The sequence below is a fragment of the Ferruginibacter profundus genome, from assembly GCF_054783275.1.
On record NZ_BAAGQW010000003.1, the window covers coordinates 1,214,220 to 1,239,791 of the forward strand.

Below are 25,572 nucleotides of genomic sequence, written 5' to 3' on the forward strand. Positions count from 1 at the left end.
AATAATTTTATCATTTGAGGTATACCCTGGCGATGGTATTTTACCTGGTGCTGCAAATTATTATCAGGCTTCCTTATTCATCAGGTATACCAAATGCGGAAAACTGCTGATATTATTTTTCTGCAACATGCGGCGGCGATGGGTTTTTACGGTTTCAAAACTAATGGCCAGTTTTCGTGCCACCTGCTTTGAGGTCATTCCTTTTGCTACCAGCAGTGCAATTTCTTTTTCTCTTTCAGTAAGGTCAATGTTGGTAGTGACTGCATTTTTTTCTTTATTGTAAATTTTGTGAAATGCCATTTGTAAAGCTACCAGCAACTGTACATCGGTATAGGGCTTTACTACATACATTACAGGTTCTTTACTAAATGCGTCCTGCAAGGTTTTAGTATCTGCATAAGCGGTAAGGAAAATTATTTCGCAATGATATAAATCTTTTAATTGCCCCGCAAGCTCCACTCCTTGTATAGTTCCTTTAATATTGATATCGCAAATTACAACAGCGGGAGGAGTAACAGACTGGCTGCAGAGGCGCATTGCCGTAGTTGCATCTCTTGCTATACCAATAACAGTATAATCTTCTTCCTGTAAAAGTTCTTCAATACTACCGGCTGTAATTAATTCATCCTCTACAATCAGTACGGTTGGGTTTTCTGTCATGCTCTTATCTGGATATTATAAATGGTTCCGTTATTATGTTCCTGTTGCATGGTGCCATTTAATTGCTGTACCAGGGTAGCAACCAATTTCATTCCAAAAGATTTAGATGCGGCGGCACCTTCAAAAACTCCGCTGCCATTGTCTGCTATTTTTAGTTCCATTACGCCATGGGCGTTACCTGCCAGGCTTACATTAATTTTAGGCTGCATGGTAGTACTGAAGGCATGCTTAAATGCGTTAGTTACCAGTTCATTTACAATTAAGCCAATCGGAATGGCTTTATCAATATCCATTGCGGCATGAAGTAAATCAACACTGGTTTCAATATGCTTTTTGCCATAGCCAAAGCTGCCTGCCAATGAGGTGGTAAGATTTTCCAGGTAGTCTTTAATATCCACTCCCGCCAGATCTTTATCCATATACAATTTCTGATGAATCATTGCCATCGCATCCACCCTGGTTCTTCCTTCGTCCATAGCCTGCCGTGCAGCATCATCTTCTATCCGGTTAGATTGCAGCGATAATAATCCTGAAACTACCTGCAGGTTATTTTTTACCCGGTGATGCAGTTCTCTTATCAGTGTTTCAATACGGTTATTTTTTACTGCAAGTTCGGCAGCAGCTTTTCTTTTTTGAATAAAACTATACATAACAAAGCTCAGTAACAGCGCCAATGATACAAGACCTGCAACCAGTAACCAGATGGTTTTATTGCGGTTGCTTAACTCCATCGAGCCCAGTTGTTTTTCTTTATCTGCCAATGCCAGTTGTATCTCTTTTTTTTCAATCTCGTAAGCTGATTGCGCTTTTACCATATTCACAGCTTCAGTTTCACTGATCAGGGTATCTTTTATGCTGATGTATTTACCCTGGTATTCGGATGCTTTTTCAAAATTACCCACCTGTCTGTAATGCGTTGCCAATGACCGGTATATATCCTGCTGTATTTTTGAACCATCATTACGTACCAATGCCAGCGATTGTAATAAGTATTCTTCTGCTTCTTTAGGCCGGTTCAGTTTACTTAATACTACGCCAATGCTGTTTCGTGTAGACGCTTCGTCGTATACAAGGTTAGATCCCTTGCGTAACACCAATGCCTTTTGCAGGTAATCCAATGCTTTAGCATATTGATTTATGTCCATGTAGTAATTTCCCATATCATCATATACCAGTGCAAGCCCCGGCTTTTCACCCGTTTCCTGAAACAGCAACAACGATTTGTTGTAGTAGTATTCAACAGAATCGTATTGGTGCAGTTTAGAAAAAGCGCTGGCCAGGTTACTGTAAGCCAGTGCCAGGGATGTTTTATTGTTGATACCCGTTTTTTCGCTGATGCTTTTAGTTAACTCAAAATAATGCAGTGCTTCTTTGTACTGGCCGGTGTTGGTATACACAGCTCCAAGATTATTGTAGCTTTGGGCCAGGCCTCTTTCATCTTTTAATTTTTCTTTGATGCGGATACTTTCCAGGTGCATACTTATTGCCTGGTCGTATTGGGCGCATTCGTTTAGTGTATTGGCCTTATTCATGTAGATATTGGCCATGGCAACGGTATTGTTGTATTTTTTTGCAATCTCCAGCCCTTCATCAAAGTTTTTAAGAGAGGTTTTAAAGTCGGATAACTTTCTATAGAGTGTACCCAGCCGGTTTAGTATTTCTGCCGTCTCCCTTTCCATACCGGCCTCCATCATCATTTGCCTGCTTTCAATGAGTGCTGTTTTTGCTTTTTGCATATCGCCGGCCTGTTGCTGGTTACGGCCCATATTACCCAGTGCAAGGGCTATACCTTTTTTATATCCTATTTTTTTACCGAGCACATAAGTAACCGAGTCAATATCCAATGCCAGTTTATATTTATTCTGGCGGCTATACAGTCCTGATAGTTGCAGGTAAGCATCTACCTGTCCCTCTTCGTTTTTGTTTTGCTGGTAATAGGCCAGTGCCTGTTGCACATCTGCCATCGACTTATCCATATTGGCATTGGGCCATGCCTTGCTCCTGTAGATGAGTAAACCTGCTTTTTGATCGGTATTGCCCGTTTTTTCTATAATTGCAGTAACGCTGTCGGCCTTATAAAGTTGTGCATGCAAAGAAGTATGCAGGAAGAATGCTACAAGCATTACAACAATTTTTCTCATGGTTTAAGGTTTAGCCTGATTACAATTGAAGATAAGGGATTGTATATAATAAATGACACCGTGTTAAGACCCTTTTATTTTATTCTCCGGTGTTATATAACAGTAATCGCTATTCTATAGAATTTTAACTGAGGTATTATAAATAATTATAGTATCTGTCACCCTAAATGAGTATTGCCCGCTTACATGCATGACCATATTTTTACCTTTCCCGCTTTTTTACTTTTAAACCAGCATTATGAAATATGTACTAACTGCAATTGCAAACGTTTTCCTTTTTTTTAATATTACTGCACAAACAGTGAACAGTAATAAGAGTATTGTATGGAATCCATATTGTGGCGATTCCAGGTTAAGCTTTACTTTTTATTCTAAAAGTCTTATGTCGGGTATTCTTGAGCCAACAGAACTGATCATTTATAACCGTAGCAGCCATAAGCTGTTAATAAGAGTAGGCTACACCATTACTGATATTTGCGGGGGGAGCAAGGAGTTTTCTAAAAGTGAAGAATTAAATGGCGGGGCAGAAAGCCCATCCAGCGGGGCATTTTTTTCGGGTGTTGATTTTGAAACCAGTTGCAAGGAGGCAAAGACCATGGGTGAAAATTTAAAAACAAAAATATCTGGTGTAATCGTTTCTATTAAGTCAGTAGAAGATATTACAGCAAAAGAAGAGGAAGAAAAAAGAAAACAACAGGAGGAGGAAGAACTGAAACAAAGAAAAAAAGAGGAGGAATTGAAAAAGAAAAAAGAAGCTGAGGAAAAGAGGATTGCTGATGAAAAAAAGAGGATGAAAGAAGAAGAAGATAAACGCATGGCCGCAGAAGAAGCTAAAACTAAACAGGAGGCAGCGGAAAAAACAAAAAAAGAATTTGAAGAAAAAGAAACTGCGGCAAAATCCATTGCAGATGAAAATGAACGCAAAGAAGCGGAAGAAAAAATAGCGGAGGAGAAAAAGGTGGCAGAGAAAAAGGCTGCTGAAAAGAAAGATAATAGAAGCGAAGAAGAAAAACAAACGGAAAAAGCGGAGACGCAGAAAAGAATAATGGCAGGCCAGGCGCTGGAATCAGAAGGTGACCGGCTTAGAAACAGCGACCCTGCAGCAGCATTAGAAAAGTACCAGCAGGCTCAAAATATTTCTTATACACCAAGGGTGGCCGAAAAAATTAAAAGTTTACAATCTGCATTTATTGCCAAAGCAGGAGTTGATGCTGTTTTAGCTGTAGACGAACTTGCTAATCAATTAGACCCTAAAGGAAATACACGGCAAGGAGAAATTTTTTCGGGGTATGATGGCCTTTCTGGTAGTTACGATAAGCTATATCCGAAATATAAACAAAGCCCTTATAATGTTACTTTTTTCGGGTTGCGTATGAGTGCTATATTTCTTGCCATTGAATTAAGGATAGGATACAATTGTTCTCCTATATATGAATATGAAGTAGTAAGTAATGAAAGAGGTGAAAGTTTGATACTGGATAAAGTGGGACTACAGCAACAAAGTTTATCAACCGGCCTTTCTGCAGGGCTCAATTTTAAAATAAAAAGTTTTTGCTTTTATAGTTTATATGGTGCCGAATGGATGGGTGTGGAAACAGCAAAAAAATTATATTCCAGCAACACAGGACAGTACAAGCTGAAGGGTGACAATTTAAATTTCCCTGATTTTATGTTCAGGTTAAGCTCAGGTATCGATTTCAAGATACCCAAAACATCTTTAGGTATTGGTATAAGGTATAATATGAACAATATTAAAACAAAGCCGGAAAAAAACTTTGTAGAAATCAGCAATTCGGCTTCCACTAATTCACGCTACACATATTATGTAAATAAAATAGCCGACGTCAACTATAAGTTCAATGATTTTGGTGTAAGGCTTATCTGGGATTTTGACTGATTAGTTTGATAACAATTGAAATTTGCGGTTTTAAATAATGCAGATGCAAAGTATACCCAAAATAAAAAGACCCGAAGACAGCAACCACTGGATACTTAATTTAATCGGCTTACTATTCTTCGGAACTCTTGCCTGGTGGAGTTATGCTCATATTACACGTATTCAGTCAGATGGCGGTTATTTGTCTTTTCCAAAACCAATCATGTTGCTTTATGATACAATGGGTAAATGGGGGGTAGTGGGATTTTGGTTATTGTTTGTAGTATACAATCTAATAAAAGGAGTAGTATTGCTCTTTAAAAAAAATAAGTCCAAATGAAAATCCTGTTTGTATTGTTATGTTTTTGTTGCAGCTTACTATTTATTGCTGTAGCCCAGCCCAAACAAAAAGCAGAAAAAGAATTTTTAAAGCAGCTCAATAGTATTTTAAAAAATTCATTGCAGCAGCATTGGAATTATGAGGGCGCAACAATGACCATTGACTCTGCATTTGCTATAAATAAAGAAGGTATCTTGTCGGTAAGTGTACGTTACACTACTGATTCTTCTTTTGTAAGAGCAAGAATGGCTGCTCCGGTAAATAAAATACAAAGGGTGGCTTATGATCTCTATATAATCCTGGAGTATAAAGATGATCTTGTAACTTTTTATGAATCTGAGCCGGGTAGTAATAGCCTTAATGAAAAAGGTACAACAAATCTATTCCATATTGGCGCTCCGTTACCGGAAGATGCTAAATACCAGCTAAAATTGCAAAAGGCTTTAAATAAATTGCTGAAATATTATCCTGTTACAGAAAAGCTCCCACAGTAATATTTATTCCTCAATTCAATAGCCCAATAATTTTTGTACCATTGCATCCAACCTGCTATAGGCCATAAAATTTTTCTCCAGTTCCAGGTTAAATGGAACAGGTGTATCCAAACTGGCACAACGCATTACCGGCGCATCTAAATACTGAAAACAATTTTCTGCAATCCATGCTGCAACTTCGCCGCCAATACCCCCTGTTAAGCAGTCTTCATGCAATATCAACACCTTACCTGTAGCGGCAACGGCTTCTTCTATTGCGTCATAATCTAAAGGCAACAATGTTCTCAGATCTAAGATTTCTAAACTTATACCGGAGTGTTTGCCTGCATAATCCAATGCCCAATGTACACCTGCGCCATAGGTAATGATGGTAATATCATTACCATGCTGTACCGTTCTTGCTTTACCAATTTCCACTTCGTAATATTCTTCGGGTACATCGCCACTTACACTTCTGTACAAAGCCTTGTGTTCAAAATATAAAACCGGGTTGGGGTCGTTAATGGCAGCTATCAGTAAGCCTTTGGCATCTATTGGTGTTGATGGATACACTACTTTCAATCCGGGTGTATGCACAAACCATGCTTCATTACTCTGGCTGTGAAAAGGCCCTGCACCCACTCCGCCACCTGCCGGCATGCGAATTACCACATCTGCGTTTTGCCCCCAGCGGTAATGAATTTTTGCAAGGTTGTTGATGATCTGGTTAAAACCTACCGTAACAAAATCGGCAAACTGCATTTCCATCATGCCCTTGTAGCCTTCTAAACTTAAACCCAATGCCGCACCCACAATAGCACTTTCGCACAATGGTGTATTGCGAACCCTTTCTTTTCCAAATTCATGTACAAAGCCTTCGGTTATTTTAAAGGCGCCTCCGTATTCTGCAATATCCTGTCCCATTAAAATCAGGTTGGAGTGTTTTTGCATGGATTGATAGAGGCCTTCTTTGATACCGTCTACAAAACGTTTATCGTAGGTGGTGAGTGATGAGTCGTGAGATGGAACACCATATGTGTACTGCTTTACAGAAGACTGTAGACTCACTACCGGCGACGGTGCATATACATCATTCAGCTCTTCTTTTATATCTACCAACATTGGCTTTGCATTGTAGGCTATTTCCAGTTCGCTTTCGATGTGCTGTTTGGTTTCATTTTTAATGGTTTCAATTGTTGCAGCAGTTACAACATTTTCATCAATAAGAAATTGTTCAAAATTTTTTACCGGGTCTTTTTTTGCCCACAGTTCAAATAGTTCCGGTGGTACGTATTTAACGCCGCTGGCTTCTTCGTGTCCACGCATACGAAAGGTCATGCATTCAACCAGATAAGGCTTTTGATTATTGATGCAATATTCTCTTACACCCCTGATAGTGTCGTACACTTCCAGTAAATTATTGCCGTCAATGCGTATACCTTCCATACCATAGCCTTTGGCTTTATCTACCAGGCTAAAACAACGGTATTGTTCATTTACAGGCGTACTTAAACCATAGCCGTTATTTTCAATTACAAAAATTACGGGTAAGTCCCACACTGCGGCAGTGTTTAATGCTTCGTGAAAATCACCTTCGCTGGTGCCGCCATCGCCACTGAATGCAACGGAAACCTTATCCTCATTTTTTAGTTTATGAGCCAATGCCACACCATCTGCAATGGCCAGCTGTGGGCCCAGGTGAGAGATCATACCACAGATATGATGTTGTTTACTGCCAAAGTGAAAACTTCTTTCCCTGCCTTTACTGTAGCCTTCTTTATTGCCCTGCCATTGCATAAACAATTTACTCAATGGCATATTGCGCCCGGTAAAAACACCCAGGTTTCTATGCAGGGGCATTATCCATTCATCCTGTTGCAAAGCCTGTGTTACTCCCACCGAAATTGCTTCCTGCCCGATACCACTGAACCATTTGCTTATTTTTCCCTGCCGTAATAATACCAGCATTTTTTCTTCTATCATCCTGGGTAAAAGCAAGGCTTTATAAAACTGCAGCAGTTCTGTATCGGAGAGGTTTTTTTTATCGAAGTGCATATCGTTGTTTGTATACTACAAATGTAAACAAAGAAGTTTTGCCTGCGGCAAAAAGGTTAGCCACGGATTACACGGATTTTCACGGATTATTTTAGCGGCAATGCCTTTTCTATATTAATTTGTTTAACTCATGGCAATAGCATTTTGCAATAAGCAGAGAAGTTTTGCCTGCGGCAAAAAGATTGGCCAAGGATTACACGGATTTTCACGGATTATTTTAGCGGCAATGCCTTTTCTATATTAATTTGTTTAACTCATGGCAATAGCATTTTGCAATAAGCAGAGAAGTTTTGCCTGCGGCAAAAAGATTGGCCACGGATTTTCACGGATTATTTTAGCGGCAATGCGTTTTGTGTATTAATTTGTACAACTCCCGGCAATAGCCCTTTGCCAAAGGCAAAACCTGTATTCATCCGTGAAAATCCGTGTAATCCGTGGCTACAACCCTTGTGTATTTTTTAACAACATTTCCTTGTGCAATCCTTTTTATCGCTGCATCTTACCCTAAACTATTTGATTATGAAATTTTCTGCCACAGCTTTCACTATCGTATTTTCCACATTGGGTTTAATAACATTAATTTCATCTACCAGCAAGCCTGTACCGCATACACCCGTACAGCCTAAAATACAAGCTGCCATTTTACTGGATGTAAGCGGCAGCATGGATGGATTGATTGAACAAGCTAAAGCACAATTGTGGAATATGGTAAGCACAATGGGCAAGGCAAAATGTGATGGCGATGTTTCTCCAAAAATTGAAATTGCTTTGTATGAATATGGCAGAAGCACCAATGATATTAAACAGGGTTATGTAAAACTGATCAATGGGTTTATCAGTGACCTGGATTCTTTATCTCAGAATTTATTCAGTTTAAAAACCAATGGTGGTGATGAATTTTGCGGACATGTTATTTACAGCTCTTTACAGGAGTTAAAATGGGATGCTGCTCCCGAAAATTATAAAGTAATTTTTATTGCCGGTAATGAAGATTTTTTACAGGGCGATATTCAATACAGCAGGTCGTGCACAGAAGCGAAACAAAAAGGGGTTATTGTAAATACCATTTACTGCGGTGATAAGATGCAGGGTATAAGAGAACACTGGAATTTAGCAGGTGAGTGCGGCAATGGCAGTTTTACCAATATTGACCAGGATACAAAAATTGAAGATATTCCTACACCCTATGATAGTATGCTGTATGTAATGAATGATAAACTTAATGGCACTTATATTGCCTACGGCAGCAACGCTTATTATTTTACTGCCAACCAAAGCAAACAGGATAAGCAAAATACCAGCATGAGTAAAACGGCCGGTATAAAAAGGATCAAGGCAAAAAGCGATGCTAAAGTATATAATAATGCACAGTGGGACCTTGTGGATGCAAAAGCCAGTGGCGGCTTTGATTTTAAAACAGTAGATAAAAAAATACTTCCCGATAGCCTGAAAAACAAAACTGTTGCCGAGATTGAAAAAATAGTAGATGACAAAGCTAAGGAACGCAGCAACATACAAAAAGAAATAAGTACGCTTAATACACAAAGGGACGCTTATTTAGCTGCAGAAAAAGCAAAGAATGCCGCTAATAAAAACAATGCCCGGACTTTAGAAACTGAAGTAGAAAAAATTATTAAGGAGCAGGCAAAGCGGTTTAATATGAAGATAGAATAACCGGCAGGCAGAGACTACATTTAATAACCCCGAAGACTGAATATATAAAAGAGCTGGTTTTAACCGGCTCTTTTATCATTTTGCGTGATGTGTAAAAATTCCGACCAATTTAAACCAGCAGGTAATTTGCTGTTGCTGCATTCAATATGTATTACCCTGCGTTTTTTGTTATTTATAGTTCTGCCGGATGAATGAAGCAGCAATGGTTTCATAATCATTATGCCACCTCTTTTTACTTTGCAAATATTTTCTTTCTCTGTTTTCCAGTCAATTGTTTCGGGCCGGCATATTCCTTTACGATGGGATTGAGGAATAACCTTTAAAGCTCCGTTGTTTTCGTTGGTGTCGTCAAGATGAATGCGGATGGTAAAATTATCTTCTAAAATTTTTACCGGAGGCTGCACCGCAAATTGATCTTGTTTTACCGTCCATGGGCCAAAACCATCCACTGCAGGTTTTGCATCTACAGAAATAGTAAGATCCTGGTGATAAGATACGAACCAGTTAGAAGCGGCAGGCTTATCAAAGTAAATAGATTTAACAACGAAGAAATCACTACCAAAATATTCTGCGATAAGGTCAGTTAATTTTTTAGTAAAAACTATTGCCGCAGCTGCTGGAACTTCTTTAAAAAATTACCTTATTGCAAAAAGGTCTGATGATCTCCTAAAAGCAGGGTTTGATGAATCCACCTGCTCAATAGCATTAATTATCCGGAGCACTTCTTCTTCACTGTAAACATTTTCAATTATCGCAAATCCAGTATTGAAAATTTGTTCACTAATATTGTGCGAAGCAGTTATCATTAAAATTATTACCGGCTCTCTTGCTTCTTCTCTTCGGGAAAAGCCTTTTTATGTACAAACGAATTGAAGAAGGATAATAAAATACTAAAGAGCAGCGCATGCCAGAAACTGGTTACTTTAAAGCCGCCTACAAAATGATCGTCAATTAAAATGATGCAGGCATTAATGACAAATAGAAACAGGCCCAGTGTAAGTATAGTGGCCGGAAGCGTAAGTAAGATGAGCAAAGGTTTTACTATGGCATCTAAAAAAGATAATACCACCGCTACTATTAAAGCGGTAAACATATCCTTGATCTCTATACCAGGTAAAATGTACGCCAGTATAAAAACGTTTACTGCACAAACCAGTATTTTGATCAGCCATTTTTGCATAGTCATTGTATTAACGGGGTGAGCCTCCCTAAATGGGGTAGCTCACCCGGAACATTAAATTACAATTAATTCGTAAAAATCCTCAGGATTTAAGTATTTTTTTGCCAACTCTCTTATTTCTTCTGCACTGATGGTTTTAATAATACGGATAGAATCATAAAAATATTTTTCATCCAGCTTGTTTAAAATAATATTCTTCCATCTGCCCATTATCTGAAAAGGTCCGTCAAGATCGCCTAAGATTGTCCCGATTAAATAATTACGTACCAGTAACAGTTCTTCCTCATCTACCAGTTCTTCTCTTAATAATTTCATTTCTTTATATACTTCTTCTACTGTTGCTTCACTTACATCTTTTCCTGCTTCGGTACTTATGAGCCATGCTGTTTGTTGTAAATGATTTTGTATGTAACTGTGAATACCGTACGTATAGCCTTTATCTTCCCGTATATTACTCATCAGCCGGCTGCCAAAATAGCCACCAAACAAAGTATTCAACACCATTACTTTCATAAAATCGGGGTGGTGCCTGTTAGGAAAATGCCTGGCTATTCTTATGGCACCCTGCACACCTTCGGCATCGTTATTAATGCGGTATTTTTTTTCTGCAGCCGGTTGCGGATCAATTGCAGGCAGTGGCTGGCTATTTGCTTTTAAAGCCAGTGCACCAAAATTATTATTCAGTTGTTCTTTTAAATTGGCGGGCAATTTGCCACTTACAAAAATCACACAACTGCCATTTACGTAATACTGTTTAAAAAAATCTTTTAGTTGTGCTGTGTTTAAAGCGTCAATATCTTCGGGGTTGGTGTAAGTACCGTACGGATGTTGTTCACCATACACATAAGCATCAATTAAACGGGCGGCTACAAATTCGCTTTTCTTTAAACTTACGCTCAGTCTTTGTTTACTGTTTTGTTTGTAGGTGGCCAGTTCTTCTTCCAAAAAAACAGCATCGGTGATCATTTCTTTAATTACCGGTAATAATTTATCCAGGTGTTTACTTAAAGATGATAAGTTGATCACTGCAGTTTCGTTATAGCAAGCCCTTGCGCAATGGGCACCATAATATTCAAAGGCTTCATTAATTTCGAAAGCAGTTTTTGTACTGGTGCCATTCTTCAATAAAAAGTTTGTGGCGCCTGCTACGGCTTTTTGCTGTTCAAAACTATTGCCGGCATAAAACACCAGTTCTAATTGAAACACTTCCTGTGTGCCTGCATCAATGGTATATACGGGTACACCGTTATCTAATTCAAAAAATGTATAGGGCTTTAATTGAAGATCAAATTCTATCGCATCTTTTATTGGTGGTGGTATGGTTCTGTCTAGCATTGTAATTTTTATCGCTTATTAATTAGCGAAGTAGTATAATGTATTTGAATTGTTCCCGTCAAAAATAATACTGCACTCTTTAGCAATTTGTGCTGCAGTAACTGCCTGGTACATTTCCAGCTCTTTGTTTATCAGGTCAGCATCACCTAATTGTTCATACATAGCAATGCTGGTGGCACGGTTCATTACACTCATGTCTTCAAAAGCCATCATGCTTTCAGTTTTGTTTTTTACCTTTTCCAGTTCTTTATCGGTAACACCCTGCTCCTGTAATTTTTTTATTTCTTCATCAATGGCAGCTTCTGCATCAGCCATGCTTACGCCTTTTACCAGTTTGCCTTCAATGGTTAAAAGGCCGGTATCGGTACTGCCCATGTGGTAACATTCAATATTACTAAAGAGTTTTTTTTCTTTTACCAGCGATTGAAATAATCTTGATGAGGCACCCCCGCCTAAAATTTCGCCGATCAGGTCTGTGGTGTAATAACGGCTATCGGTACGTGCATATATATGCCAGCATTTATACAAGGCATCCAATGGTACATTGGCCTTTACTTCTAATTTTCGTGGTGCCGTTTGTTTAGGCTCCTGCGGCAGGTTGCGTACATACTGCTCCCCGGAAGGTATTGGCCCGAACCATTTTTCGGCCAATGCTTTTACCTGCTCAACAGTGGTATTGCCTGCCACCACTAATATGGCATTGTTAGGTGTGTAATGTTTGTGGAAGAAAGCTTTTACATCTTCCAGTGTAGCGTTTTCAATATGACTAAGTTCTTTACCAATCGTCATCCATCGATATGGATGGGTGGTATAGGCCAGCTCCCTCATTTTATGCCAAACATCGCCATAAGGTTTATTAATGTAATGCTCTTTAAATTCTTCGCTCACCACTTTGCGCTGGGTATCCAGACTTTTTTTACCAAAAGCTAAAGACAGCATCCTGTCACTTTCCAGCCAAAAAGCGGTTTCAATATTTTCTGCCGGTAACTGGCAATAATAGTTAGTAAGGTCGTTGGTGGTAAAGGCGTTATTTTCTCCCCCGGCTACCTGCAATGGTTCATCGTAGGATGGAATGTTGATACTGCCGCCAAACATCAGGTGTTCAAATAAATGAGCAAAGCCTGTTTTGTTGGGGTTTTCGTCCCTGGCACCTACATCATACAAAACATTTACCACTGCCATTGGGGTGCTCTTATCTTCATGCACCAATACTTTTAATCCATTGGATAAAACAAATCTTTCAAACTGAATCATAGCACAAAGGTAAGGAGAGATGAATGTAAAATAGTTGCTGAATCCGGTATCATTTACAGCTCTGTTTTATTCAATAATAGCCGGTTATTATTTTATGCTTACGGTATGTAAGGTCACCATCAGAAAAGCTTCGCCTCTTTTTACAATTACTTTTATGTCTTCATTAGGCGTTTGCAATATATTTTTATAGGTCATTATATTATGCGACAAATTATTACCTACTGAGAAGATCTCATCCCCCGCCATAATTTTTGCCTTGGCTGCAGGCGAACCTTCAATAACATCACCCACTGTAATTTTTCCATTTTCGTAATAAATACCCATGCCGGTATAGGCATAATCAAATTTCTCGTTAAAATGTCCGTTGGGCAGTAAATGGATTTCTCTTTTTGGATAGTTCAATATCATATTGAACCTGCGGAGCAGATCGATACCGATAAGTCCGCCGGTAAACGGAAATGAGGTAACATTATATTCATCTTCGTACAGGTAAGTAGGTACCTGGTGAAATTTGTAGGGGCCTACTTTTACTTCCTTTACCAGCGTAAGCCGCATTTGCAGGCGCCCCCCCATACCTTGTGCCTGTGTTACTACCGGCCTGCGGCGGCTGTGCAATACCGCACTGTCTCCTGCAAACTTTTCGCTCATTAAAAAACAAAGGCCGGCACCGGTATCGTAATAAAAATTATAGCCCATTTTTTTACGGTCTTTAAAATTTATCCATTGTATAGGCAATGCTGTAAAAACCGGGTGCAGGGTGGTACCGCCCCTTGGGTAATTTATTTTTCCGGGGCTATACACCTGTATATACCCGCTGTCAAAATTTATGGCTACAATGTACCGGCTGAAAAAACTGTAGCCTACAATGCCATCCACTTTTTCGCCATATACACTGGTTAGTACGTCATAATTATTAACATGAAAATTAAGGTGGTTTACTTCTAAACCGGGAAGATGTAGTGTTTCATCAAAAACAAAGGGTACTTTTCTTATGCCGCCAATGCCGGTAATAGTGGTGTCACTGGCTTTTGTAGCAATATTAAATTCGGCGCAGGTGGATGAGTCCAGGGAAATACCCCCGCTACCGGTATCTAATATAAAGTTCAATGTGTCTGGTACATTGCCGATGGTGGCCTGGATTACCATTACGCCACCACTATATTGTTTAAAAGGAAAAGTGGTGATCAGTTTAGCCTGCGGCTGCGATAATATTTCCTGGGAAAGGCAAGCCCTGGCGCAAAAAGTAAAAAACAATATTAAAAATGTGTTTTTCATTATAGCAGTTAGTTAAATATACAACCTAATGGATGTACTTTTGTTGTTTATTACACAAAAGGCGATTATGGAACTAAATAATTTATACGAAAGAGCACTGGCATTTGAGTTTCTTTCGGCAGAAGAAGGTATGTATTTGTTTAATAATGCTCCGCTGAGTGAGCTGATGTTTGTAGCCAATGAGTTACGCAAAAAACAGGTGCCGCATGGTAAAGTTACCTGGCAGATAGACCGTAACGTAAATACCACTAATGTATGTATTGCTAATTGTAAATTCTGCAATTTCTATCGCATTCCCGGCCATGCCGAAGCATATATAACAGATATTGAAACCTATAAGAAAAAGATTGAAGAAACGATAAAATTTGGTGGCGACCAGTTATTGTTACAAGGCGGTCATCATCCGGAACTGGGTTTAAGTTTTTATGTAAATCTTTTTAAAGAGTTAAAAAGCCTTTACCCCAACATAAAGCTGCACACATTAGGCCCGCCGGAAATTGCACACATCACTAAGTTAGAGAAAAGCACTCACCGTGAAGTATTGATGGCTTTAAAAGAAGCCGGTATGGACAGCTTGCCGGGAGCAGGTGCCGAAATTTTAACCGACAGGGTAAGAAGACTGATCAGTAAAGGCAAGTGCAGTGCACAGGAATGGCTGGATATTATGCATGAGGCACACAAACTAAATATCACCACATCTGCCACCATGATGTTTGGCCATGTAGAAACCTTACAGGAACGTTTTGAACACCTTATAAAATTAAGAGAAGTACAAAGCCGCAAACCCGAAGAGGCAAAAGGATTTTTAGCATTTATTCCATGGACCTTCCAGGATGTGGATACATTACTGGCTAAGATACGTGGGGTACATAATTTAACCACTGCTGAAGAATATATCCGCATGATTGCAATGAGCCGCATTATGTTACCTAACGTAAAAAACATACAGGCCAGCTGGTTAACAGTAGGAAAGCAGGTAGCGCAAATTTGTTTAAATGCAGGTGCCAACGATTTTGGAAGTATTATGATTGAAGAAAATGTAGTAAGTGCTGCCGGTGCACCGCATCGTTTTACCAGTACTACCATTCAGCAATCCATAAAAGAAGCAGGCTTTGAACCACAGTTGCGTAACCAGCAATATGAGTGGAGGGCAATACCCGATGCTATAGTAGAGCAGGTGATAGATTATTAATTAAACCTTACATCCTTAAAGCACTTACATGAACAAAGAACCCATGCTTAAACTACTGCACCGTTTTAGAATGGTAGCAATTGCAGAAGGTATTTCCTTTTTAGTTTTATTACTGATAGCAATGCCGCTAAAGTATATGTTTGATATACCACAGGCAGTAAAGTTTTTCGGCTGGATACATGGTGCCTTATTTGTAGCATTCATATATTTTGCCTTTGAAGTATTTACTGCTTTTAAAAAGGAATTTATGTGGCTGGGCAAAGCTTTTTTAGCATCTATCATTCCTTGTGGTACTTTTCTGTTAGATAAGGAATTGAAAATGGAAGAACAGATCCTGATACGTAAATAAAGTTATTGTTGCATGGCAGAAGACCTTAAAATAATTGAAGGTAGTAAAGCAGAAGTTTATCAATCGCTGATTCCGCAGATAAAAGGTTTGCTGGATGGAGAACCCGACCTGGTGGCCAACCTGGCCAATGTTGCGGCTGCATTAAAAGAGCAGTTCGGCTGGTTATGGGTAGGCTTTTATTTGGTTAAACCTGTAAGCGCTGCCAATGATGACAAAGAGTTGGTGCTGGGCCCTTTCCAGGGACCAGTGGCCTGCACCCGGATAAAAAAAGGCCGCGGTGTTTGTGGTGCCGCCTGGCAAAATGCCGCCACCTTAATTGTACCTGACGTAGAAAAATTTCCCGGCCATATTGCCTGCAGCAGTTTATCCAGGTCAGAAATTGTTGTTCCGATGATTAAAAATAATGCAGTAGTGGGTGTGCTGGATGTGGATAGTGAATTGTTAGATCAGTTTGATGAAACGGATAAGACATTTCTGGAGGAAATTGTGGCGGAAATAAATAGCCCTTTCCCCTAAAAGGAAACTTAAATTGTTACATTATCACTTACTGTAACAATCTTAAAATCTGATTTTCTAATAATACAAAAAGAAGTTTAAAATCGCTTAGGCCAAGTTACCCTTTAGGGGCGTAGGGGCAGCCGGCGCATCCTTCCAGCCCCACAAATACCTGCAGGCATAAGTACGATACGGGCTCCATTTTTTACTGATAGCTAGCATTTTTTCCTTCATCGCTTTTTTATCCGTAGCATCTATCTTGTACAATTTGCACATCGCCTGCTGAATACCTAAATCATCCACGGCAAAAATATCTTCCCTGCCCAATGTAAACATCAATATCATTTCTACTGTCCATTGCCCCACACCTTTTATCCGGGTAAGGTATCTGATCAGTTCTTCATTGCTCATTTTATGCAAACGGCTGTCTGTAATTTTTTCTGCAATAAAAAAATTACAAACGTTTAATACATAATTGGCTTTGGCATTACTTAAACCGATAGCCCGTAAGGTTTCAAAAGGCGTTGCCGCAATTTGTTTGGCAGTGGGATTTTTTCCGCCGTACAGATCCAGGAATCTTTTTTGAAAAACATTGGCAACTTTGGTACTCAGCTGCTGGCTCATGATGGAGTTACATAAATGCAGGTGGATATTTTTTCTTTTAACTAATGTAAAACTGGTTTCTGCGGGCAGTACCTTTTGCAGTTTTTTATCTTTACTTAAATGGATAATATGAGACATTGGGGTAATTTACCCCCCCAATATCAGTTATTTTTTTATAACAGCGAAGTGTATTTTAATTATCTGCCCATTGTTTAAATTCTGCCACCCTTTCCCTGCTGATAATAATCTCTTCCTGGTTGCTGATACCCTTTAATTGTAATTTAAGCCTGTTGCTATGATAGGGTTTTATCTGCTCTATAGCAGTGGCATTAATTATTATTTTTCTGTTCAGCCTGAAAAATTGTTTGGGATTCAATTCCGCTTCCAGTTTTTCCATGGTGGTATTAATTACAAAACGATTACCGTCTTTGTCGATTAAAAAAACAATTTTATTATCTGCCGCAAAGTAAGCCACGTCTGCAGCGGCAATAAAAAATAATCGCTGCCCTACTTTAGCAAGGAACCTTGTTTTATAATTGTTAGAAAAGTTATCCTTTACCTGTTCCATCAGCAACTGGTAATCTTTTGGTGCAAATGCAGCAGATAAGTTTTTATACTTGTTTAAAGCGGCGGCTATTCCTTCTGCAGTAACGGGCTTTAAAATATAATCAATACTGAATAACTGAAAGGCATCAATAGCATAGTTTTCGTAAGCAGTAGTAAAAATCACCGGCTTTTGTATACTGGTACGCCTGAATATTTCAAAACTCTCTCCATCAGATAAATGAATATCCAGCAATAATAAATCGGGATGAGGTTTGGTATTAAACCAGGTAACTGTTTCTTCTACACTTTCCAGGCATCCCGCTATATTAATCAACGGGTCATAATTTTTAATTAAAAGCTGTAAACGCTCCTGTGCCAGTTGTTCGTCTTCTACAATTAAAATATTCATCCTTTATTTTAATTTAAAGTAAGTAATGGCAGCGTTACGGTAAAAGCCTGGTTGTCGCTTTTAACTTCTACTTTTTGCCCGCTGAATAACCAGTAGCGTTTAATGATATTATTAAGGCCCACTTTAGTGGAATTATCTACCGATTCCCTTAACTGCAGGTTATTTTTTACCACAATGGTATTATTGCCGTTTACATGCACATCAATGTGTAGCGGTTTATTTTTGCTCACTACATTATGCTTAATGGCATTTTCAATCAGCATTTGAAGCGATGCTGGTATTAAATAAAATTTTTCGTATGGTTCGGGCACATTAACCACTATATCCAATCCTTCGGCAAATCTTTTCTGTAATAAAAAAATATAGGGCTTAATAAAATTCAGTTCTGTTTTTATATCAACCAGTTCTTTATCATGCGTAGTTAAAATATAACGGTACACTTTTGAAAACTCTTCGATAAAACGATTGGCTTCATTATTATTTTTCATTATCAATGCAGAAAGTACATTGAGGTTATTAAACAAAAAATGAGGATTGATCTGGCTTTTTACCAGTTGTAATTCGGCTTGTGCAGAGATGCGCTTCAATTCCTCTGCCTCCATCCATTTGGCTTTATATTCTGTAAAATAAAACTTAATGGCATTCAACAAGTGAAATAACAAATTGGCCAGCCAGGCGTAAATTAAATTCAGTTTGAGGGGGATAAAAGTTTCTTTGATGGTGTAATTGTGCAGCACCATGCTTACAAATAACACCACTCCCACGGTTATAATGGTAGTGAGTATACTACCCGCAACAAAAAATAAGAACAGGGTTCGTATTTTAAACTCCCTGTTTGGGATTATTTTTTTAAACCATGGTTGCAGTAACCGGCTGCTTTCCCAGGTTAATAATGTAATGGTCAGTATTGTTGCAAAAGCTATGTACCATTCTATTTCAATGCTGAAATATTTGTATACTTCACATAGTACAGTGTTCATGTAAGTGTATACGGCCAGGATAAAAACAAAAAGGTACCTGTGTTTATGACCAAACATGGCAGAGGGTTTATGTTTATAAGCATCAACGGTAAAAATTAAAAATTGTTCACCGTTGATGCAGGTTGGTTTTCCGATAATTTTTATGGTAATAATACCCTGTCGATAACATGTACTACTCCATTACGGGCCATAATATTGGTAGCTACAATATTTGAGGCATTGGCTCCGTTTCCGTTTCCTTTTATAGTTGCACCGGCTGTAAGGCTGATGGTGGTGTTACCTCCTGCCAGCATTGTTAACGGGCCGTTGGCAAGATCAGATGAAAAAGCCCTGCCACCTACCACATGGTATCTTAACACTGCTAACAGTGTGGCCACAGGAATCTGGTTGATGTCTGTTAAACTTAATGCTCCCAATAACTGCGTAAAAGCCGCATTGGTAGGTGCAAATACAGTAATGGTAGCGGTACTTAAAGTGTTGATTAAATTAGGATCGCCGCCGGTGGCATTATTAGCACGAACGATTGCTTTTACCAAAGAATCGAGGCCGGAACCTGCGGCCTGTGCAGTGGCCACAATATTGCCCGATGGCTTATTTAATGCTTTGGCCAAACGGTGAATTACACCATTATCGGCAGCAATATCTGCCTGTGCTACTGCAATGCCATTAACAAATACACCTGCTGCATTTTTGGTTACAAAAACCGAATCGCCGCCTGCTGTTACTACTTTTGCGTTGGGGCCTGCCGGAACATTGGCAGCTAAGATTTTAGCACCAATGGTGTGGTATAATAACAGGTCGCTTAATTGAGTTGCTGTTAAAGAAGTTACCGTGGCTGAAGTGATTCCTGCACTTGCAAAGGCAGTATTATCGGGCGCAAATACAGTAAATGGGCCTGTGCCACTTAATGTGGCTGCCAGGTTTGCTTTTACTACGGCTTCCTTTAAAACACTATAACTGGTGTTGCCGGATACCACATCTGTAATAGTGTTGGTGGGGGCAGGGGTTGGATCATCATCTTTGCTGCAAGATGTAAAAAGGATTGCTGCGCCAAATGTGGCTGCCAGCAACATACTGTTGAATTGGTTGCTAATTTTCATGATAGATTGTTTTTATACCCTTTTCAACAAATACAAACCATAGTAGATTTTGGTAACAGTGTGAACTGCTGTAAAAAAAGTGTGAACTGTTATTATTTGACCTTAAATTAAAATACCACGCCTTGTTTTGATGGCTTTTTAGCGTGCTTTTGATTGATCGGGCCTTAAGCAGTAATCAAATATTTAACGCTTCATTAAATTATTTGACGTTATTTTGCAGCTTCAAAATTAATTATGAAGAAAATAGTACTAGTATGTATTGCCTTTGTTGCTGTAACAGGTGCATTTGCGCAGGATAAGAAAAAAGCAGATAAAAAAGATTTAGTGAGCCGTGCAGGAGACCATTTTATGATTCAATTAAGCACTGATCATTGGTCAGGAATGCCGGACAGCATTAACAATCATACAAAAGGCTTATCAAGAGGTGCTAATATTTATGTGATGATGAACAAGCCATTTAAAGGTAATCCCCAGTTTAGCGCAGCATATGGCATTGGCTTCGGTACTACTAATATGTACTTTAAAAATTATAATATCGATATCAAATCCACCGCTACAAAACTGCCTTTTACTTCGCTGGATTCCAATGATCATTTTAAAAAATACAAATTAACCACCGCTTTCCTGGAAGTACCTGTTGAGTTAAGGTGGGTTAAACATCCTGAAAAAGAAAATAAAAGTTTAAAGGCTGCCATTGGTGTAAAAGTAGGTACCTTATTAAATGTGCATACCAAAGGAAAAACATTGCAAAATAAAAGCGGCGGTACCATTAACACCTATACCCAAAAAGAAACCAACAAGCGTTTTTTTAATACCACCCGTGTTGCTGCTACCGGCCGCGTAGGATTTGGTAATTTATCATTATTTGGCAGTTACCAGTTTACAGCTTTATTAAAAGATGGCGTAGGCCCGGTAATTCATCCTTTTGAAATTGGTATTTGTTTAAGTGGTTTATAAATCACTTACTGTCAAACAATTAAAGTTATATAAAGCATTATATTGCATCTTTTATAAAAACCCGATGTTTAAACATCGGGTTTTTTCTTTTAAATCACCTAACTTTGCGCCTCACTCCTTAACATGAGCGACGAAATCAAACACGAATGCGGATTGGCTTTTATCCGCCTCCGCAAGCCTTTCAGTTATTACCAGCAACAATATGGCACAGTTATGTACGGCTTAAACAAGCTGTACCTGCTGATGGAAAAACAACACAACCGTGGCCAGGATGGTGCCGGTGTGGCCGCCGTAAAGCTGAATACCGAACCGGGCTATCCATTTTTGCACCGCATACGCAGTTGTGCCAACCAGCCTATTGCAGATATTTTCAGCCAGATAGGCAAAGAAATAGGTGAACTGGAAAAATACCAACCTGATATTAAAAATCATCCGGGCCTTATGAAAGGGCATGCTGATTTTTTAGGCGAAGTTTTGCTGGGCCATTTAAGGTACGGCACCCAGGGAAAGAATAATGTGGAGTTTTGCCATCCTTTTATCAAGCGCCATACCATTCCGGCAAGAAATTTAGCGCTTGCAGGAAATTTTAACCTGGTGAATACCGAAGAACTTTTTGGCCTGGTGAATATTGACCCGGGGGAGTTTCAGCGCCAGAGTGACCTTGCGGCAATGATGGAGGTATTACACCACTTTATTGTTAAGGCAGATGAAGCTTTTCCCGGCCATATTGATATTGTAAAAGTGTTGAAAAAGGCAGTGCCTTTATTTGATGGCGGTTTTCATTTCAGCGGCTTATTGGGCAATGGCGATGCTTTTGTAATGAGAGATGCTCATGGCATTCGCCCCTCTTATTATTATATAAATGATGATGTAATTGTTGCAGCAAGTGAAAGAGCTGCTATAAGAACTGCTTTTAATGTGGGTGAAAACGAAGTGCAGGAATTAATGCCGGGTAACGCTATCATTGTAAAAGCTGATGGCACTTATTCCGTAGAAGAAATTGTAACGCCCAAAGAAAGAAGGGCCTGCAGTTTTGAACGTATTTATTTCAGCCGTGGCAGTGATGAAAAAATTTACCGGGAAAGAATTGCTTTGGGTTATAACCTGAGCAATGTTATTTTAAAAGTTATAAAATACGATCTTAAGAATACCATCTTCTCTTTTATACCCAATACAGCTGAAACTGCTTTTTATGGTTTATTAAAAGGAGCGGAAGATTACCTGAACAAAATAAAAATAGAACGTATTACCAGCTGGGGTAAAGATTTTGATGAGGAGAAGCTGACTGAAATGATCACCCGTAAAATACGCTTTGAAAAGATTGCCATTAAAGATGTGAAGCTGCGTACTTTTATTACTGAAGATGCCAGCCGCAACGAAATGGTGCAGCACGTATATGATATCACTTACGGTACCGTTCGTAAAAACGAAGATACATTGGTGGTTATTGACGATAGTATTGTAAGAGGAACAACACTTAAGGAAAGTATCATCCGCATGCTATCCCGCCTGCAGCCTAAAAAAATAATTATTGTTTCTTCGGCTCCGCAAATACGTTACCCCGATTGTTATGGTATAGATATGAGTAAGCTGGGTGATTTTATTGCTTTTCGTGCTGCTATTGAATTATTGCAGGATACCAAACAGGAGCATATTTTAACTGATACATTAGAAAAGTGTAAAGAATTGCAACGCAATAACCAGCTGCATACCGAAAACCTGGTACAGGAAATTTACAAGCCTTTTACCTTAAAGGAAATGAGCCGGAAAATTGCGGAGTTAATTACGCCTAAAGATCTTGACATTCCTATACAGGTTATTTATCAAACAATTGAAAGCCTGCACGAAGCCTGCCCAACCAATACCGGCGACTGGTATTTTACAGGCAATTACCCCACTCCCGGTGGTAACCGCGTTTGTAATAAAGCCTTTATGAATTATATGGAAGGAAAGAATGTGAGAGGATATTAATGTAAGAATGCGCCTTACGGCGCATTCTTTATAAAACGCACCATAAGGGTTGTTCCTAGCCAAAAATTTCATTTAACAAACCAGCCAGTCTTACGCCACCTTTAAGCAATTGACTGTTCAGTGTGTCTACATATTTAAAGTTGTAAGCATAGTCTAATTTTTGATCCGCTTCTTTTATATCACCATAAATTTTATCTGCCAGCTGATACGATTCCACAATCCAGGTTGATACGGGTTGTTCCTGCATTGCCCTGCGGCTTTCTTTTGTAGTGAAGTTGATAGCTGTTGCATATTCCGAATAACTCAGTTGCTGAAAATTGATCAGCTGTGTATCCCAAACTGTGTGCAGGTTACTCGGGTCTTTAAACCAGTTTACTTTTACTTTATTACCACCCTGGTCATCAGCATGGCCCACATGTAAGGGCTGGTGTACATCACCCACAATATGTATCAGCAGGCGCAGGTACAATACTTTTTTGTCGTGATCAAGGCTTTTATTTTTAAGCTGGTCAACTAAAAAATTAATTTTAGTGTAGGCATCTGTTGCAGTATCTGAAGCCAGGTATGCTTTTACACTGTCAGTACTAAGTCCGCCCTTAATATTTATATAATGCCAGTTGTACAGGTAATTATATGCCGGGTCCGATTTTATAAAATCGGGCCAGTTACTTGCCATAGCAACAGATTCGGTACCTAAAATTTCTGCTATAGCCTTTTTGGTCTTTTTTGTAAGATAGCTATCTGCAATTTGCCCCACAATGCGGTGGCCCAATACGCCCCACGCCATACCTGAGAATGGCAGGTAAAAGAAGGCACTGCATAAAATTAATTTCTTCACCAGTTTCAATTTCATTGTACAATATTTAATGTTCAAAGTTATAGGTAATGCAGCCCAAAACAGCTGCCGTTGGTAAAATTATCACAAGGATAATGATCGTTGTTTATTCTGTTACTTCAAATAGCAGTAACTGGGCCTTTTCTTTGGTATCAAAATTATTATCTGCAATAAATATTAAAGTTTTATGGCCGTTGGGTAATATTGGCCCAAATGTTACGCCTTCAATATTGTCAATATAAATACCCAGGTCGTCCATATTCAGTAATAATTTTTTGGTTGCCGGTATAAAATCAGTGTTTCCTTTAAGTGATGGCACTCCTTTTATATTTGTTGCGGCAGTAAGGTCAGTTATAAAAACTTTTATGGTACATGCAGCTCTTCCTGTAGAAAAGGAGCGTTCAATTACCAGGAATTTATTGTTACCAATATTTAAAATATCGGGTACCCCGTTAATTTTAAAACCGGTTGCAGGGTTGGCGGCATAGGCAACCGGTTCTAATTTGTAAGCATATTGTGCCGTATTTTTTTTTGTGGCCACATCAAATTTTAAAATACGGATGTACGTATTGTTATCGGTAACATCAGCCCTTGGGCCATCTTCGTAAAGCGGTTCTTCTACATTTACAAAAAGCGTTGTGTAATTATCGGCAAAACTCATGCCTTCCAAAACTCCATTCTGGCGGGGACCTTTTTCTGTTGCATGCATGGTTACATTAGCAGGTAATTCAAAATTATTTTTGAATTTGCCATCGGTTGTTATAGAAATTACCGAAGGATTTTCCAATACAGTATCTTTCTCCTTTACAATTCTTTCGCCCTCGCTGCTCCATACTAATTGTTTTAATAATGGATTATACCTTATTGCTTCCGGATCGGGAACATGGGAACGGTCTGTTTTTTTATTAGGATACACTGTGTTATCTGGTTGCAGCATATTTTGAACATCTACAAATTGTATACTGTCAATACCCTGTGGTGTAATAAAGATCCTTGCTGTATAAAACCGGGCCGGGTTAATGTCGCTCCTGTCATCACATATCATGTAGTACACATTGTTACCTGCATCATAATCAATACCTGATAAGCCGCCAACGGTAGTGTTTTTATAACTAAGGTTATAGGGCATATCATATTCTCCCAGCAATTTTACAGCACTGATATTTTGTGCCTGCGGTACAATGGCAATTTTTTTAAGGTTACTGCAGGATAATAACAACAGGGAGGAACAAAGTAAAAAAACAGGGGATCTGAACATTATTGGAATGGTTTTAGAGTACAAATTTGGTAAAAGAACCGATATGTTTTGTTAATTCCCTGTTTATCTGAAAATTATTTTATTTTTATACAAATAACTGTATTGAAAACATTGCTCATTATACGGCATGCTAAAAGCGACCAGAGTTTTTTTGGGAACGATTTTGAGCGACCTTTAAACGAACGGGGCAAAAAAGATGCCCCTGAAATGGCAAAAAGGGTTTTGGATAGAAATATCGCTATTGATTCCTTTGTTGCCAGCCCTGCCAAGCGGGCAAAAAAAACTGCTGAATTATTTAGCGAAACATACAAACAAAAAGCTGAGGATATTAATTTCATCAGTGCATTGTACCATGCACCGGCCCGTGAGTTTTATGAAGTGATAAAAACCCTGGATGATAGTTTGAATACTGTTGCCATTTTTGCACATAATCCCGGCATTACTTATTTTGTAAACGATCTTGTTGCTGATGTAAGGATTGACAATATGCCCACTTGTGCTGTATTTGCTGTGCAGACCGATATCAGTCAATGGAAAGATTTTGCCAAAGCAAAAAAGGAATTTTTATTTTTTGATTACCCCAAAAACAGCTGATACTATTTTTTTACCAGGTG

Annotated in this window: 24 protein-coding genes; 10 read left to right on the top strand and 14 right to left on the bottom strand. The window is 38.9% G+C overall.

Annotated features, from left to right (window positions below; translation table 11 throughout):
• Positions 1-63 precede the first annotated feature (63 nt).
• Both ACYVM0_RS24805 and ACYVM0_RS24810 read right to left on the bottom strand, forming a co-directional pair.
• On the bottom strand, positions 64-660 hold the full coding sequence (locus ACYVM0_RS24805) for a DNA-binding response regulator (protein ID WP_460561767.1): 597 nt from the start codon (positions 658-660) through the stop codon (positions 64-66).
• A complete protein-coding gene (locus tag ACYVM0_RS24810) occupies positions 657-2,801 on the bottom strand; it encodes a tetratricopeptide repeat protein (RefSeq protein ID WP_460561769.1) in 2,145 nt (714 codons plus the stop codon). Before ACYVM0_RS24810 ends, ACYVM0_RS24805 begins: the two co-directional genes overlap by 4 nt.
• Positions 2,802-3,039: 238 nt before the next feature.
• Between ACYVM0_RS24810 and ACYVM0_RS24815 the strand changes: the two genes are divergently transcribed.
• Genes ACYVM0_RS24815 through ACYVM0_RS24825 form a run of 3 tightly spaced genes read left to right on the top strand, consistent with a single transcriptional unit; the run spans position 3,040 to position 5,511 of the window.
• A complete protein-coding gene (locus tag ACYVM0_RS24815) occupies positions 3,040-4,698 on the top strand; it encodes a cell envelope integrity TolA family protein (RefSeq protein ID WP_460561771.1) in 1,659 nt (552 codons plus the stop codon).
• 43 nt (positions 4,699-4,741) lie between these two features.
• Entirely contained in the window at positions 4,742-5,017 is a 276-nt protein-coding gene (locus ACYVM0_RS24820) for a hypothetical protein (RefSeq protein ID WP_460561773.1), read from the top strand.
• Positions 5,014-5,511: a hypothetical protein gene (locus ACYVM0_RS24825; RefSeq protein WP_460561775.1), complete on the top strand. Its 498-nt coding sequence runs from the start codon at positions 5,014-5,016 to the stop codon at positions 5,509-5,511. Before ACYVM0_RS24820 ends, ACYVM0_RS24825 begins: the two co-directional genes overlap by 4 nt.
• A 15-nt stretch (positions 5,512-5,526) precedes the next feature.
• On the opposite strand, the gene ACYVM0_RS24830 is transcribed toward ACYVM0_RS24825, so the two are convergent.
• Positions 5,527-7,545, bottom strand: coding sequence for an alpha-ketoacid dehydrogenase subunit alpha/beta (locus ACYVM0_RS24830; protein ID WP_460561777.1), 2,019 nt, complete (start codon positions 7,543-7,545; stop codon positions 5,527-5,529).
• Positions 7,546-8,064: 519 nt separating this feature from the next.
• Between ACYVM0_RS24830 and ACYVM0_RS24835 the strand changes: the two genes are divergently transcribed.
• Positions 8,065-9,219 carry a vWA domain-containing protein gene (locus ACYVM0_RS24835; protein WP_460561779.1) on the top strand — a complete coding sequence of 385 codons (1,155 nt, stop codon included), beginning with the start codon at positions 8,065-8,067 and terminating at the stop codon, positions 9,217-9,219.
• A gap of 59 nt (positions 9,220-9,278) precedes the next feature.
• Here ACYVM0_RS24835 and ACYVM0_RS24840 read toward each other — a convergent pair whose 3' ends face one another.
• The 5 genes from ACYVM0_RS24840 to ACYVM0_RS24860 form a co-directional block, all read right to left on the bottom strand.
• A complete protein-coding gene (locus ACYVM0_RS24840; protein WP_460562322.1) occupies positions 9,279-9,824 on the bottom strand; it encodes a phytanoyl-CoA dioxygenase family protein in 546 nt (181 codons plus the stop codon).
• A 209-nt stretch (positions 9,825-10,033) separates the two neighbouring features.
• On the bottom strand, positions 10,034-10,399 hold the full coding sequence (locus ACYVM0_RS24845) for a phage holin family protein (protein WP_460561781.1): 366 nt from the start codon (positions 10,397-10,399) through the stop codon (positions 10,034-10,036).
• Positions 10,400-10,453: 54 nt separating this feature from the next.
• Complete coding sequence (locus ACYVM0_RS24850) at positions 10,454-11,734, bottom strand: M16 family metallopeptidase (RefSeq protein ID WP_460561783.1); 1,281 nt, start codon at positions 11,732-11,734, stop codon at positions 10,454-10,456.
• Positions 11,735-11,752: 18 nt separating this feature from the next.
• Complete coding sequence (locus tag ACYVM0_RS24855; RefSeq protein ID WP_460561785.1) at positions 11,753-12,988, bottom strand: M16 family metallopeptidase; 1,236 nt, start codon at positions 12,986-12,988, stop codon at positions 11,753-11,755.
• A gap of 87 nt (positions 12,989-13,075) precedes the next feature.
• Entirely contained in the window at positions 13,076-14,263 is a 1,188-nt protein-coding gene (locus ACYVM0_RS24860; protein ID WP_460561787.1) for an aspartyl protease family protein, read from the bottom strand.
• Positions 14,264-14,291: 28 nt separating this feature from the next.
• Here ACYVM0_RS24860 and mqnC point away from each other — a divergent pair, with 28 nt between their 5' ends.
• From mqnC to ACYVM0_RS24875, 3 genes are read left to right on the top strand one after another with little or no spacing between them, the layout of a single operon-like run.
• Positions 14,292-15,455, top strand: coding sequence for a cyclic dehypoxanthinyl futalosine synthase (gene mqnC / locus ACYVM0_RS24865; RefSeq protein ID WP_460561789.1), 1,164 nt, complete (start codon positions 14,292-14,294; stop codon positions 15,453-15,455).
• Positions 15,456-15,483: 28 nt separating this feature from the next.
• A complete protein-coding gene (locus ACYVM0_RS24870; RefSeq protein ID WP_460561791.1) occupies positions 15,484-15,804 on the top strand; it encodes a DUF3817 domain-containing protein in 321 nt (106 codons plus the stop codon).
• A gap of 12 nt (positions 15,805-15,816) precedes the next feature.
• On the top strand, positions 15,817-16,320 hold the full coding sequence (locus tag ACYVM0_RS24875; protein WP_460561793.1) for a GAF domain-containing protein: 504 nt from the start codon (positions 15,817-15,819) through the stop codon (positions 16,318-16,320).
• A gap of 87 nt (positions 16,321-16,407) precedes the next feature.
• Here the strand turns inward: ACYVM0_RS24875 and ACYVM0_RS24880 are convergent, their stop codons facing one another.
• From ACYVM0_RS24880 to ACYVM0_RS24895, 4 genes are all read right to left on the bottom strand, one after another.
• Entirely contained in the window at positions 16,408-17,040 is a 633-nt protein-coding gene (locus tag ACYVM0_RS24880) for a DNA-3-methyladenine glycosylase family protein (RefSeq protein ID WP_460561795.1), read from the bottom strand.
• A gap of 55 nt (positions 17,041-17,095) precedes the next feature.
• On the bottom strand, positions 17,096-17,857 hold the full coding sequence (locus tag ACYVM0_RS24885) for a LytR/AlgR family response regulator transcription factor (RefSeq protein ID WP_460561797.1): 762 nt from the start codon (positions 17,855-17,857) through the stop codon (positions 17,096-17,098).
• Positions 17,858-17,865: 8 nt separating this feature from the next.
• Positions 17,866-18,837, bottom strand: a complete 972-nt coding sequence (locus ACYVM0_RS24890) for a sensor histidine kinase (protein WP_460561799.1) — start codon at positions 18,835-18,837, stop codon at positions 17,866-17,868.
• Between the two features lie 140 nt (positions 18,838-18,977).
• Complete coding sequence (locus tag ACYVM0_RS24895) at positions 18,978-19,937, bottom strand: fasciclin domain-containing protein (RefSeq protein ID WP_460561801.1); 960 nt, start codon at positions 19,935-19,937, stop codon at positions 18,978-18,980.
• Between the two features lie 234 nt (positions 19,938-20,171).
• Here ACYVM0_RS24895 and ACYVM0_RS24900 point away from each other — a divergent pair, with 234 nt between their 5' ends.
• Both ACYVM0_RS24900 and ACYVM0_RS24905 read left to right on the top strand, forming a co-directional pair.
• Positions 20,172-20,894 carry a porin family protein gene (locus tag ACYVM0_RS24900; protein WP_460561803.1) on the top strand — a complete coding sequence of 241 codons (723 nt, stop codon included), beginning with the start codon at positions 20,172-20,174 and terminating at the stop codon, positions 20,892-20,894.
• A gap of 123 nt (positions 20,895-21,017) precedes the next feature.
• Positions 21,018-22,865, top strand: a complete 1,848-nt coding sequence (locus ACYVM0_RS24905) for an amidophosphoribosyltransferase (protein ID WP_460561805.1) — start codon at positions 21,018-21,020, stop codon at positions 22,863-22,865.
• A 55-nt stretch (positions 22,866-22,920) separates the two neighbouring features.
• Here ACYVM0_RS24905 and ACYVM0_RS24910 read toward each other — a convergent pair whose 3' ends face one another.
• Positions 22,921-23,718, bottom strand: a complete 798-nt coding sequence (locus ACYVM0_RS24910) for a S1/P1 nuclease (RefSeq protein WP_460561807.1) — start codon at positions 23,716-23,718, stop codon at positions 22,921-22,923.
• Between the two features lie 88 nt (positions 23,719-23,806).
• Complete coding sequence (locus ACYVM0_RS24915) at positions 23,807-24,958, bottom strand: esterase-like activity of phytase family protein (RefSeq protein WP_460561809.1); 1,152 nt, start codon at positions 24,956-24,958, stop codon at positions 23,807-23,809.
• A gap of 102 nt (positions 24,959-25,060) precedes the next feature.
• Between ACYVM0_RS24915 and ACYVM0_RS24920 the strand changes: the two genes are divergently transcribed.
• The gene (locus ACYVM0_RS24920; protein WP_460561811.1) at positions 25,061-25,552 is read left to right on the top strand and encodes a SixA phosphatase family protein; all 492 of its coding nucleotides are present in this window, start codon (positions 25,061-25,063) and stop codon (positions 25,550-25,552) included.
• Positions 25,553-25,572: the final 20 nt, after the last annotated feature.